This is a genomic window from Ruegeria sp. CH2 (assembly GCF_056537065.1).
In genome coordinates, this window is sequence record NZ_JBQFQV010000019.1 from 36,492 (window position 1) to 48,567 (window position 12,076).

Genomic DNA, 12,076 nt, shown 5'->3' on the forward strand with positions numbered 1-12,076 from the left:
TAGCGCCACCCGGCGGAATGGACCAGCCTTAGTTATCAGAGGTCGCACCATCAGGCGACAAGCCCAACCTCGCAATTGCATTGTCCAAAGCCAACCCGAAAACCTGCGCCTGAGGTGACAGGACCTGGTCAGGCCGACGCATCAGCCCAACGGGCCCGCGTGTGATTGACGTATCAAACGGCAGCGCCACAAGGTGGCCATCGCTGATTTCATTGGCGACCACCCCCGCCGAGATGATCCAGATCGCATCGGTCTGCCGGGTATACACCCGCCCGAAAGCACCCGAGACAGTTTCCAGACGATCTTCGATTTCACCAATCCCGTGCGCGATCATGAGGCGATCCACCAAGGGCCGAATTGCCGATCCTTCAGGCGGGTAAAGCACTTGCCACTCGGTAATCCGCCTGAGATCGGGGGCTTTCAGCAGCGGGTGATTCGCGCGCACGACAAAGACGACCTTCTCCTCGTAAAGCTGGGTAAAGGAAATGCCCTGCATGGTTTCAGGGCGACCCAAACGCCCGATAACAAGCTCTAGGTCGCCCAGTCGAAGACGCTCCATCAAATGGCCATGTGGACCGTCGAAAACGCTCAGTCGGGCATTGCCCGCAAGTTCGGAAAACTCGGTAGCAACGGCTGGCATCAAACGGGCCGCAACCGAAGGCAGCACCCCGACCCGAAGGCTGGCCCTGCCCCGCGCCTCGATCTGTTCCACACCAGAAAAACCTTGCTGCAAAGCGGCCAGTGACATTTCGGCAAAATGCAGAAACACTTCGCCCTGCCGCGTCAGAGAAACACCGGACCGGTTACGGGACAACAGCACAGTGCCCAGAATATCCTCAAGCTCCTTAAGTGTCTTGGATATCGCCGGTTGCGTGAGAAACAGCTTCTCTGCCGCAACTTTCAGGCTTTTCTCGCGACATATCTCAATAAAACATTGAATATGCCTAACTTTGATGCGGCGATCTATCATTACTTTCCAATTCCGGCAACTAAGTCCAAGCAGAACTCATTTTACATATCGAGATATGGCGTTCAATTATTAGATACGCGAAATCAGGAGAGCCAACATGCGCGTTCAGGTCGCGATCATCGGCGGTGGACCCTCAGGTCTTTTGCTCAGCCAGTTGTTGCACCGCAAGGGCATAGACACCATCGTATTAGAGCGCAAAACCAGGGAATATGTTCTGGGCCGCATTCGCGCTGGTATTCTGGAAACCGGTTTTGTGGAACTGATGCGCGAAGCCGGTGTGGCAGAGCGGATGGACAAGGAATGCTTTGTCCATGACGGCACAGTGATCTCGTATGGCGATATCGAATTCGGCATCAACTTTAAAAAGCTGACAGGCAGTCATGTGGTTGTTTACGGACAAACTGAAGTAACCCGTGACCTGTATGATGCGCGCGAGGCAATGGGCGGTAAGATCGTTTTCAACGCCGATGATGTTCAGATTCACGGGGCTGACAGCGATGCACCCTATGTGACGTATCAAGCGGATGGGACCGGACACCGGATTGATTGCGATTTTGTCGCCGGTTGCGACGGATTTCATGGGGTGTCGCGTCAAACCATCCCGCTGACCGTGCGCCGGGAATATGAAAAGGTCTATCCGTTTGGCTGGCTGGGCGTTTTGTCCGAAACACCCCCGGTCCATAACGAACTGATATATGCCGGATCGGAACGCGGTTTTGCGCTTTGTTCCATGCGCAATGAGAACCTCAGCCGATACTACATTCAATGCTCGCTGTCTGACAGTGCCGATGACTGGACTGATCAAGCCTTCTGGCAGGAGCTGAAACGCAGGATCCCCGCGCAATATGCTGAGACACTGATTACCGGGCCATCGGTCGAAAAATCAATTGCGGCGCTGCGGTCTTTCGTGACCGAACCAATGCGCTGGGGCCGTTTGTTCCTGTGTGGGGATGCCGCGCATATCGTGCCCCCCACAGGGGCCAAGGGGCTTAACACGGCGGCAAGCGACATCCACTATCTGCACAACGCACTGCTGCAATTCTATGAAGACCGCGACAGCGAAGGCATCGACCGCTATTCCGAAAAAGCGCTGGCCCGGATCTGGAAGGCCGAGCGGTTCAGCTGGTCCACGACCAATCTGTTGCACCGTTTTCCGGAACAGAACGGCTTTGACCTGAAAATGCAGAAGGCTGACATTGATTTCCTGTGCGAAAACAAAGAGGCCCAATCGGTGTTTGCACAAAACTACGTCGGGCTGCCCTACTGATGCAGATTGCGGCGCTGGATAACATTCACCTGCATTGGCGTGAGGATGGCGATCCAGATGGCACGCCTGTGGTGTTTGCCAACTCGCTGGGAACTGACCTGCGCCTTTGGGACAAGGTTGTGCCCTTGCTGCCCAAGGGCCTGCGCCTGATCCGGTTCGATCTGCGTGGTCACGGCCTGTCGGAATGCCCTCAGGCGCTTTACAGCATGGCTGAGCTGGCGGATGACGCCGAGGCTTTGCTTGACCATATCGGGGTTCGCGACACGGTGTTTGTCGGCCTGTCGATTGGCGGGATGATCGGTCAGGCGCTGGCTTCGCGCAGACCGGACCAGATCCGCGCCCTTGTTCTGTCCAACACCGCCACGAAAATGGGGACGGCGCAGATGTGGCGTGACCGGATGGGCGCGATCCGGTCGTCCGGCATCGAGCCTGTGGCAGACGCAATTCTGGACCGTTGGTTTGCGGCGGGTTTCAGGGCAACCGATAACGTGCTGCTTTGGCGCAACATGCTGGTACGTACACCTGTTTCTGGGTACCTGGGATGCTGCAACGCGATTGCAGATGCGGATCTTGAACCCATGACCCGGGTGCTGCGATTGCCGGTTCTGGCCATTGCCGGATCAGATGATCGCGCCTGCCCGCCCGAACTGGTCCGGCAGACCTGTGCTATGATCCCCGGGGCGCGCTATGCCGAAATACCCAACACCGGGCACCTGCCATGTGTGGAAGCCCCCGCCACCTATGCTGAACACTTGTCCGCCTTCCTGATGGAGAACCGCAATGAGTGACAAATACGAGTCCGGTATGCGAGTGCGGCGCAGAATTCTGGGCGATGCCCATGTGGATCGCGCCGAAGACGCCAAGTCTGATTTGGACGGTCCATTTCAGACGCTTATCACCGAAGGCGCGTGGGGCACCGTCTGGGCCTCGGACGGGATCAGCGACCGTGAGAGATCCATGCTGACGCTGGCTTTGCTGGCTGCGTTGGGCAATTTCGAAGAAATCCCGATGCACATCCGCGCTACAGCCCGTACCGGCGCCAGCAAGCAGGATGTACTTGAAGCGTTTCAGCACGTCGCAATTTACGCGGGCGTGCCACGCGCCAATCAGGCCCTCAAACTGGCAAAACAGACCTATGATGAAATGGAACAGGACTGAATGGGAAACGCGCAAAAACCCCAGTCAGAGAAAAAGGAAGTGTGATCCGACAATGTTGAAACAAGGTGAATTCTACCAGCGTGACCGCGAGTGGCACCCACCTGCGCTGACACCCGACTACAAGACCAGCGTGACCCGTTCACCGCAATATTCGCTGATCTCGCTGCAAAACTCGATCAGTGAGGTCACCGGCCCGGTTTTTGGCCACAACGATGTTGACCCTCTGGATAACGACCTGATCTCGAACTATGCGCAACCCGGCGAAAGCCCGATTGGCGAGCGTATCATTCTGCACGGCAGGGTGCTGGATGAAAACGGACGTCCGGTGCCAAACACGTTGGTGGAAATCTGGCAGGCGAATGCGGGTGGGCGCTATCGACACAAGAAAGATACCTATCTGGCACCGATCGATCCCAATTTCGGTGGTTGCGGCCGCACCCTGACAGATGAAAACGGTTATTATTTCTTTCGCACCGTGAAACCCGGTGCCTACCCCTGGCGCAATTGGGTGAACAGCTGGCGTCCCGCCCATATCCACATGTCGATATTCGGAACAGGTTTTGCACAGCGCCTGATCACACAATGCTATTTCGAAGGTGACCCGTTGATCGACAGGTGCCCGATCGTGAAAACTATTCCTGATGCCGATGCGATCAGCCGCCTGATTTCGCGGCTCGATATGAATTCAACGATCCCTCTGGATACCATCGCCTATAAATTTGACGTGGTCTTGCGCGGTCGGCGCTCGACCCTGTTTGAAAACCGTTTGGAGGGGAACTGAAGATGCAACAGCTGAATTATCTGAAGGAAACCCCCTCGCAAACAGCCGGGCCTTACGTCCATATCGGTCTGGCACCCGGGGCTGCCGGATTTGAAATCTACAGGCAGGAATTGGGCTGGGACATAGCCGGACCAAATGCCGAGGGTGAGCGTATCAGGGTCGAAGGACTGGTCGTGGACGGGGCAGGATCTCCCATCAAGGATGTTCTGCTTGAAGCTTGGCAAGCAAATGCCAAGGGCGTCTATGCCCATCCTGAGGGCGGTGGCGATGTCGAAGACGGCTTTCGCGGCTGGGGACGCGTCATTACCAACTTTGAAACCGGCGAATGGGCGTTCGACACTGTCAAACCCGGTCCGACACCGGGGCGAAACGTGGGCCAGCAGGCCCCTCATATCAACCTTTGGGTTGTTGCCCGGGGCATCAATGTCGGCCTGAATACGCGTATCTATTTCGAGGACGAGGAAGAGGCCAATAGCAAGGACCCGGTCCTTAATCTCATCGAATGGGAACGCCGCCGCGCAACGCTGCTGGCCAAACGCACCAATCGGGACGGTCAAGTTGTCTATCGCTTCGATATCAAGATACAAGGCGAAGATGAGACCGTCTTTTTTGATATCTGATTACTTGGTGCTGCCTTGCCAAGGCGGCACTCATTTCAGGAAGTCACCATGACCAAACCCTGCATTATCTGCGTGGCTATCACCGGTTCCCTGCCCACCAAAAAGAACAACCCCGCGGTGCCGATCTCGGTTGCGGAACAGGTCGAAAGCACGCAAGAGGCGTTCGAGGCCGGGGCCAGCATCGTCCACGCCCATGTTCGCAACGATGATCAGACGCCCAGCAGCGACCCCGAGAAATTCGCCCTCCTCAAAGAGGGTTTGCAAAAACACTGCCCCGGAATGATTATCCAGTTCTCTACCGGTGGGCGGTCAGGCGCCGGTCAGGCAAGGGGCGGAATGCTGCCCCTGTCACCTGACATGGCGTCGCTGTCGGTTGGATCGAACAACTTTCCCACCCGGGTTTATGAAAATCCACCCGATCTAGTGGACTGGCTGTCAGCCGAGATGCGAAAATACGAAGTCACACCCGAGATCGAGGCGTTTGACCTGTCCCACATCCTGCAAGCGATCAGATTGCACAAGGAAGGCAAGCTTTATGGCAAGCTGTATGTTCAGTTTGTCATGGGTGTCAAAAACGCGATGCCGGTCGACAGGGCCGTATTCGACTTTTACGTGAAGTCCATGCAGGATCGCGTACCGGATGCCGAATGGTGTGCCGCCGGGATCGGTCCAAACCAGATTGTGGTAAATGATTGGGCCATTGCTGCGGGCGGACACACGCGGACAGGTTTGGAAGACAATGTCCGGCTGGATCGGAATACACTAGCGCCTTCGAACGCTGCGCTGGTCAATCGCGTGACCGAGCTATGCGCAAAGCACGAACGTCCGGTCGCCACCTGGCAACAGGCCCGCGAGATTTTGGCTCTTTGAGCGCAGGGAGGAATGATGCCATGACGATTGATATCCGCTCGCTTCATTTCAAAGGCCACACATAAGATGGAACAGCTTTCCACTCATCCCTGGCTCAGCGGGCTGTTTGAGGACCCACAGACCTCAGAGTTGCTGGGTGCAGAGGCTCAGCTGAGACACATGCTGGCCGTCGAGGCCGCATATTCAGAGGCTTTGGCGGCGGTCGGCACCGTACCACCAGAGGTGGCGGAAACCGCGGCAAAACTTATCCGACAACACCGTCCCGACATGCAGGCGCTGCGCGACGGGACGGCATTGGATGGCGTTGTGGTGCCCGCGCTGGTGCGGTCGCTCAAAGCGGCATTGCCTGAACATTGCCACGTCGCGCTGCATAAGGGGATGACGTCGCAGGATGTTGTCGACACCGCTCTGGTTTTGTCAATCAAGGACATTCTGGAGGTGTTTTCGGCCCGCCTTTCAGACCTGATCGATGCGCTTGTGGCGTTGGAACAGGCATATGGCGAACACGTGATGATGGGGCGAACCCGAATGCAGGCGGCATTGCAGATTTCTGTTGCCACGCGCCTGCGAAACTGGCGGTTGCCATTGGCCGATCACCAGAAACGCCTGACCCAGTTGCAGCCCAGATTGCTTGTGCTTCAACTTGGCAGTGCCGTTGGGGATCGCACCGCGATGCACGGATCGGGACAGGTAATCGCAGATCATGTGGCCCGTGGACTTGGCCTGGCCAGCTGCGATGCAAACTGGCATACCCGCCGGGACAATCTTGCAGAGTTTGCCTCATGGCTTTCATTGATAACCGGATCGCTGGGAAAGATCGGTCAGGACGTGTCGCTCATGGCCCAGCAGGGGGTGGACGAGGTTTCGCTGGCAGGTGGCGGCGGATCTTCGGCGATGCCTCACAAGCGCAACCCGGTCCGCGCGGAACTGCTGGTCGCACTTGCTCGTTTCAACGCAACCCAACTGTCGGGCATGCATCAGGCGCTGGTGCATGAGCAGGAACGTTCCGGCGTTGCCTGGACGCTGGAATGGATGATCCTGCCCCAGATGATCCTGACAACGGGGCAGGCTCTGATCAGCTGTGGTACGTTAGTGCAACAGATCGAACGGATAGGCATGGTTGAGTGACTGCACTGGCCTCTGAGCCCGACGTTACTCAGGCGCGACGCTGACTTGGCGTCGCAGGTTCTGTCACTTGTTTCCCATCGTGTTTCCTCCGTTTTCCCAATCACAACGACGGGCCACTTCAGTAGCGAAGGATCAGTGTCGGTGCGGGCAACCATAAGTCATCGAACAATCGAGAACAGGCAGCGTTCCCGATCAAGGCGATGGCCGAGGATCGCCCTGTCGATCTGTCGCTGGCTTATTTCACGGCCAAGGAAGTCAGCCTACGTTGGACGGAACATATCGGAATTTCGTTGAAGCGGATATCAGGACAGTTGCCATTTTGGAGTGCCGGAGTATGTCAGATGTCGCCGACAATATTGATGCGGCCCACGCGTTATGCAAGCGACGCAATCCCGCCACTCCACACAGCTTTGTGGTAAACAATAGGAAAAAACGTCCGTTCCCAAAGGCCAATCACTCATCAAAAGCTTGAAACTGATCTGCGGCGATTACTGTCTTTGCCCGACCTATGACGCCTTCAAATTTTGGCGCAGGCTTCCGCTCGGTTATCAGGAAGTCACTTGCCGAAAGAGCCGGAAGACGCAAGGCCGGTTTGGGTTCGGATGCCTGGAACTTGGTCGAGTCCACTGCCATGAAACATCGTTCGCTGATCGCCTTCATTGCGACCGCAATATCGACTTCGCATTGTTCGAACACCAAAAAACCCTGTTTCGGATCCACACGTGACGCCGACAGGATTGAGTACTCCACCGACATATTTGCAATAACGTCAAAGGCCGCGCGGTCGAACGCTGCCCCGTCATGATTTCGAAGCTGTGTGCCTGCCATAAAGACCCGGTTGCCGTTCCCCATGGCCAAAGTTGTTGCGATGAACGCTGAATTCGTCACCACGGTAAGATCTCTGCGCGCCTTGAGGGCTTGGGCCACAAAACCCGACGTAGATCCCGTATCGATAGCAATGGACGCGTTATCTGGCACAAGGTTCAATATTGACTTGGCAATGGCGACTTTCGCTGCGCGGTTGGTTGTCATACGCGCGATGAAAGGGGGATCCAGAACCTTTTGGGTGCTGATCAACGCGCCGTGAACCTTGTCGATTTGCCCCGCATCCACCAACGGCTTTACAATTCGACGAATTGTCTGATCGGAAACGTTAAGCCTCTGCGCCAGGTCCATGACCGAGATTCGGCCATGCATGTTAACCGCGCTCAGGATGTCCTTTTCGTATTTTGACATTCAGTCACTCGGATGTTGGACTTTAACAGGATAAATTGTAGCTACCCCCTTAAATCAACAGATTTCAACACTCTTGTTTAATTTTTGTTGATTTATATTGGCCGATACGGTGATCTGGCACCCAATTTGTCGACAGGGGCGAGGCCATGACAACCCATTCTGCAAAACACCTTATTATTGGCGGCGGCATCATCGGATGCTCAATCGCTTATCATCTGGCCCAGGCAGGTGAGACGGATGTCGTCCTTCTGGAAAAGGCATCTCTGACAGAGGGGGCAACGTGGCATGCCGCCGGGCTGGTTGGGCAATTGCGATCTTCCCGCAATACAACCCGGATGCTGAAACGGTCAGTCGCGCTCTACGACCGGCTGGCTGACGAGACCGGTATGGAATTCGACTGGAAGAAAGTCGGCAGCTTGCGGCTGGCGGCAACCAAGGAACGGTTACTGGAGGCAAAACGTCTGGCGACGATGGCACGCAGTTTTGACCTGGAGATGGAAATCATCTCACCAGCCGAAGCGACGGCCCTGTTTCCCTATATCGATGCCGACGGGTTAGAGGGGGCCGCCTTTATTCCCTCGGACGGTCATGTCGACCCCGCTGGCCTGTGTCTGGCGATTGCAGCCGGTGCGCGTAACCACGGCGCACAAATCAGGCAGGGGGTGAAGGTTGAGGATTTCGAAATCCGCAATGGTCGCATAACCAAAGTGATGACAACCAACGGCGACTATGAGGCGGAAACCGTTGTGCTGGCCTCGGGCATGTGGAGCCGTGAACTGGCGGCAAAACTGGGCGTCGTGGTGCCAGCCTGCGCTGTCGAGCACCAATATGTCGTAACAGAACCGTTGCCAGAGCCGGAATTGGTCAAGGGCCTGCCCACACTGCGCGACCCCGAGCGTCTGGTCTATTACAAGCCCGATGCTGGCGGGCGTCTGGTCATCGGAGGTTACGAAGACGACACATTGCCATTTGGAGAACAGGGTATTCCCGGAGAGTTTGTGCGCCAGTTGCTGCCTGACAATCTTGACCGTTTCGCGCCGCTGGCTGAACTTGCCGGTGTCGTCACCCCTGTCGTGAACCAGGTCGGAATCCGGCAAATCATCAATGGACCGATCCCCTATTCCGCCGATGGTGATTTTGTCATGGGCTGGGCCCCTGAGATCAAGAACCTGATGCTTTCGACCGGGTTCCTCTACGGCATTGCGGCTGGCGGGGGCGCGGGGGAAATGATCGCCGAATGGATTCTGAACGGGCGCCCAAGCCTAGATCTTTGGCCATTGGACGTGCGGCGGTTCAGCCCACATCATGCGACCAAGGCCTTTATGTATCCCCGAGCCGTCGAACATTACGCACATCACTACAAGATGCGCTATCCGGGCCAGGAGGCCGAGACCGCACGTAATTTGCGCTTGTCTCCACTATATAACCGATTGAAAGAACACGGGGCGGTTTATGGATCGAAGAACGGGTGGGAACGGCCTTTGTGGTTTGCCCCAGCTGGGGTCGCCCCAGTGGATCAACTCGATTTCCTCAATCCCGGTTGGCATGTCTTCGCGGCCGAAGAACACCGCGCTGCCCGCGAAAGTGTCGTTCTGATCGACCAGTCGAGCTTTTCCAAGTTCGAGCTGATCGGCTCTGGCGCGTTGGATGTGTTGCAACACCTGGCGGTCTCAAACATGGACAAGCCGGATGGCAGCGTAATCTATACCCAACTTTGTAACGACAAAGGCGGCGTCGAGGCGGATGTCACCATCACCCGCCTGGGGCGCGACCATTTCTATATCGTGACCGGCGCTGGATTCGGGGTTCACGATTCCGACTGGATCCGACGTCATCTGCCGGAAGACGGATCAGCACATTTAATCGAGGTTACCTCTTCCCGGGCCGTGATCAACATCTGCGGACCAAAAGCGCGCGACGTCCTGCAGGCGGTAACCGAAGAGGATATCTCAAACGCTGCGTTTCCCTTTGCAACAGCGCGCGACATTACAGTCGGAGCAGCAAGAGTGCGTGCGGTGCGCATAGGCTATACCGGCGAGTTGGGCTGGGAACTGCACATCCCAACCGAATTTGCACTTCATGTCTATGATCAGCTTTGGAAGGTCGGGCAGGCCCATGGCATCCGCGATATCGGCTACCGGGCCATTGACTCGCTGCGCCTGGAAAAGGGGTATCTTTATTGGAGCACCGACATCACTCCGGACTATACACCTGTAGAAGCGGGCCTGGGCTCTCGCGTCCACCTGAAATCGAAGGAAAGTTTCATAGGGCGCGATGTGCTGGAGGACCAGAAATCCAATGGCACGGCACAGATACTCTGTACCTTCGTGACCGAAGAAAAACTGCCGATGACCGGGGGGGAAACCATCCTGCACAATGGCGTAACCGTTTCGCGCGCCAGCAGCGGTGGTTATGGGTACCATGTCGGGAAAACGATCATCTACGGCTATCTTCCGGTGGCGATGACGGACCAGACGGAATTCGAACTCGAACTGTTCGGTGACCGCAAACAAATCTGCCGGGTGGACAGGCCTCTGTTCGACCCGGCCAATGAACGGCTAAAAGCCTGAGGGGGAAGGCAGAAAATGACTGACGGAAACACTGACCGTGTCCTGAGTGAACTTCGCAACCTGAAAGGCTTTGAAGACACCTCAGCACAAAACAGCGAAATCAAGCGGCTGGGTGGGTTGACCAACCTGGTCTACAGAGTGGAAACCTGCGGACACACCATGATCGTTCGCATCCCCGGAGACGGCACCGCGGATTATATCGATCGTGGCGTTGAGATTCACAATGCCAAGGTCGCAGCCGAAGCTGGTATCGGTCCCGCTGTGCTTTGGGCGGATGCAGATACCGGTGTGATGATCAGTGACTGCATCGACGATATCGTCACCATGACACCCGAGCTTTTCGCAACGCGCACCGGAGCGGCTGCGCGTGCCGGGCATGCCCTGCGGCAACTACACGAGTCACCCCGCCCTTTCGAATTCCGGTTCGAACTTTTTTCGATGATCGATGAATATCTTAAAGTCCTGGCAACAAAGGATATTTCCCTGCCCGAAGGCTATACTGAAATCGTCGCCGAAGCGGCGCCGATCAAACAGCTGCTGCAAGACAAGCCGGGCGCGCTGGTTCCCAGCCATTGCGATCCGCTTTGCGAGAACTTTCTCGACAACGGTGACCGTATGTGGATCGTGGATTTCGAATATTCCGGGATGAATGATGCTCTTTGGGACCTCGGCGATTTATCAGTCGAAGCCGGGCTGACCGAGAAGCAGGAAATCGAGATGCTGACGTCCTATTTTGGCGCGGCACCAACAGCGGCTCAATTCGGGCGAATGGTGATCTACAAGGCGATGTGCGATCTTCTGTGGACACTCTGGGGCTTGATCCAACATGCCGATGATAACCCGGCCGAAGATTTCTGGGCCTATGCTACGGGTCGCTTCGACAGGTGCAAGGCACTGATGTTCAATCCTGCTTTCGCAGCCCATGTTCAGGCAGTTGCGAACGAATAGTGCAGATGGATAAGTTGCAATCTCTTGATGAATGACTGGCATGTGGAAATGAAAAATGGTTCGGACAAATGGGATTCGAACTGGTTTCACGGTAGGCTCTTTGAGGGGCCGCAACGTCCCCAAAACGGCGGTTAAAATGCTGTGCTGTTCTACCTGAGGCACAGTTTCCTGTCGTGATCGAACAGATATCATAGCTGAATGCGGTCCGAGAGTTGATTTGGCGACCTCAACACACGGGTTGCGATTATTCACCGTTGGTCTTCGCACGGGGCACATTTGAAGGAACGCTAAGTGCAGAATTCCTGGCGCTTGGGCGAAACGTATATCAACACAACAGGTACTCGGGCGTTTCTACGCCCATTCTTGAATGAAGGCGTCAAAATCACTGATTTCCTTCTGTGCGCGCAGTGAAGTAAGTCGACTGCAACAAGGTCCCTTGAGCCTCCCCAACTGAACTGGTCCACCGCTATGTTTAGGAAACGGAGGACCACGAATGGCAAACAAGCGACCGAAGCCCGAAGAGATTGT

Annotated in this window: 11 protein-coding genes; 9 read left to right on the plus strand and 2 right to left on the minus strand. The window is 56.0% G+C overall.

Features of this window, described 5'->3' with window-relative positions; genetic code table 11:
• Positions 1-28 precede the first annotated feature (28 nt).
• Complete coding sequence (pcaQ, locus tag ACR0M9_RS18895; RefSeq protein WP_480774347.1) at positions 29-970, minus strand: pca operon transcription factor PcaQ; 942 nt, start codon at positions 968-970, stop codon at positions 29-31.
• Positions 971-1,067: 97 nt separating this feature from the next.
• On the opposite strand from pcaQ, the gene pobA reads away from it, so the two are divergent.
• The 7 genes from pobA to ACR0M9_RS18930 all read left to right on the plus strand — a co-directional run bounded on the left by pobA (position 1,068) and on the right by ACR0M9_RS18930 (position 6,794).
• The gene (gene pobA, locus ACR0M9_RS18900) at positions 1,068-2,237 is read left to right on the plus strand and encodes a 4-hydroxybenzoate 3-monooxygenase (RefSeq protein WP_480547488.1); all 1,170 of its coding nucleotides are present in this window, start codon (positions 1,068-1,070) and stop codon (positions 2,235-2,237) included.
• On the plus strand, positions 2,237-3,025 hold the full coding sequence (pcaD, locus tag ACR0M9_RS18905) for a 3-oxoadipate enol-lactonase (RefSeq protein WP_480774348.1): 789 nt from the start codon (positions 2,237-2,239) through the stop codon (positions 3,023-3,025). The genes pobA and pcaD overlap by 1 nt, the downstream gene beginning before the upstream one ends.
• The gene (gene pcaC / locus ACR0M9_RS18910) at positions 3,018-3,395 is read left to right on the plus strand and encodes a 4-carboxymuconolactone decarboxylase (protein WP_480488803.1); all 378 of its coding nucleotides are present in this window, start codon (positions 3,018-3,020) and stop codon (positions 3,393-3,395) included. Before pcaD ends, pcaC begins: the two co-directional genes overlap by 8 nt.
• Positions 3,396-3,447: 52 nt before the next feature.
• Complete coding sequence (gene pcaH / locus ACR0M9_RS18915) at positions 3,448-4,176, plus strand: protocatechuate 3,4-dioxygenase subunit beta (RefSeq protein ID WP_480560454.1); 729 nt, start codon at positions 3,448-3,450, stop codon at positions 4,174-4,176.
• Positions 4,177-4,178: 2 nt separating this feature from the next.
• Entirely contained in the window at positions 4,179-4,796 is a 618-nt protein-coding gene (pcaG, locus tag ACR0M9_RS18920; RefSeq protein ID WP_480488799.1) for a protocatechuate 3,4-dioxygenase subunit alpha, read from the plus strand.
• A 48-nt stretch (positions 4,797-4,844) separates the two neighbouring features.
• Positions 4,845-5,666, plus strand: a complete 822-nt coding sequence (locus ACR0M9_RS18925; protein ID WP_480774349.1) for a 3-oxoadipate:acetyl-CoA acetyltransferase — start codon at positions 4,845-4,847, stop codon at positions 5,664-5,666.
• A gap of 66 nt (positions 5,667-5,732) precedes the next feature.
• A complete protein-coding gene (locus ACR0M9_RS18930) occupies positions 5,733-6,794 on the plus strand; it encodes a 3-carboxy-cis,cis-muconate cycloisomerase (protein ID WP_480774350.1) in 1,062 nt (353 codons plus the stop codon).
• Between the two features lie 453 nt (positions 6,795-7,247).
• Here ACR0M9_RS18930 and ACR0M9_RS18935 read toward each other — a convergent pair whose 3' ends face one another.
• Complete coding sequence (locus tag ACR0M9_RS18935) at positions 7,248-8,030, minus strand: DeoR/GlpR family DNA-binding transcription regulator (protein WP_480488793.1); 783 nt, start codon at positions 8,028-8,030, stop codon at positions 7,248-7,250.
• A 146-nt stretch (positions 8,031-8,176) separates the two neighbouring features.
• Here ACR0M9_RS18935 and ACR0M9_RS18940 point away from each other — a divergent pair, with 146 nt between their 5' ends.
• On the plus strand, positions 8,177-10,600 hold the full coding sequence (locus ACR0M9_RS18940) for a GcvT family protein (RefSeq protein ID WP_480774351.1): 2,424 nt from the start codon (positions 8,177-8,179) through the stop codon (positions 10,598-10,600).
• Positions 10,601-10,615: 15 nt separating this feature from the next.
• Positions 10,616-11,548: a phosphotransferase gene (locus ACR0M9_RS18945; protein ID WP_480484624.1), complete on the plus strand. Its 933-nt coding sequence runs from the start codon at positions 10,616-10,618 to the stop codon at positions 11,546-11,548.
• The last annotated feature ends 528 nt before the right edge of the window (positions 11,549-12,076 follow it).

Coding starts and splice junctions, on each gene's coding strand:
- pcaQ (WP_480774347.1), bottom strand. CDS start 970: ATGATAGATCGCCGCATCAAAGTTAGGCATATTCAATGTTTTATTGAG.
- pobA (WP_480547488.1), top strand. CDS start 1,068: ATGCGCGTTCAGGTCGCGATCATCGGCGGTGGACCCTCAGGTCTTTTG.
- pcaD (WP_480774348.1), top strand. CDS start 2,237: ATGCAGATTGCGGCGCTGGATAACATTCACCTGCATTGGCGTGAGGAT.
- pcaC (WP_480488803.1), top strand. CDS start 3,018: ATGAGTGACAAATACGAGTCCGGTATGCGAGTGCGGCGCAGAATTCTG.
- pcaH (WP_480560454.1), top strand. CDS start 3,448: ATGTTGAAACAAGGTGAATTCTACCAGCGTGACCGCGAGTGGCACCCA.
- pcaG (WP_480488799.1), top strand. CDS start 4,179: ATGCAACAGCTGAATTATCTGAAGGAAACCCCCTCGCAAACAGCCGGG.
- ACR0M9_RS18925 (WP_480774349.1), top strand. CDS start 4,845: ATGACCAAACCCTGCATTATCTGCGTGGCTATCACCGGTTCCCTGCCC.
- ACR0M9_RS18930 (WP_480774350.1), top strand. CDS start 5,733: ATGGAACAGCTTTCCACTCATCCCTGGCTCAGCGGGCTGTTTGAGGAC.
- ACR0M9_RS18935 (WP_480488793.1), bottom strand. CDS start 8,030: ATGTCAAAATACGAAAAGGACATCCTGAGCGCGGTTAACATGCATGGC.
- ACR0M9_RS18940 (WP_480774351.1), top strand. CDS start 8,177: ATGACAACCCATTCTGCAAAACACCTTATTATTGGCGGCGGCATCATC.
- ACR0M9_RS18945 (WP_480484624.1), top strand. CDS start 10,616: ATGACTGACGGAAACACTGACCGTGTCCTGAGTGAACTTCGCAACCTG.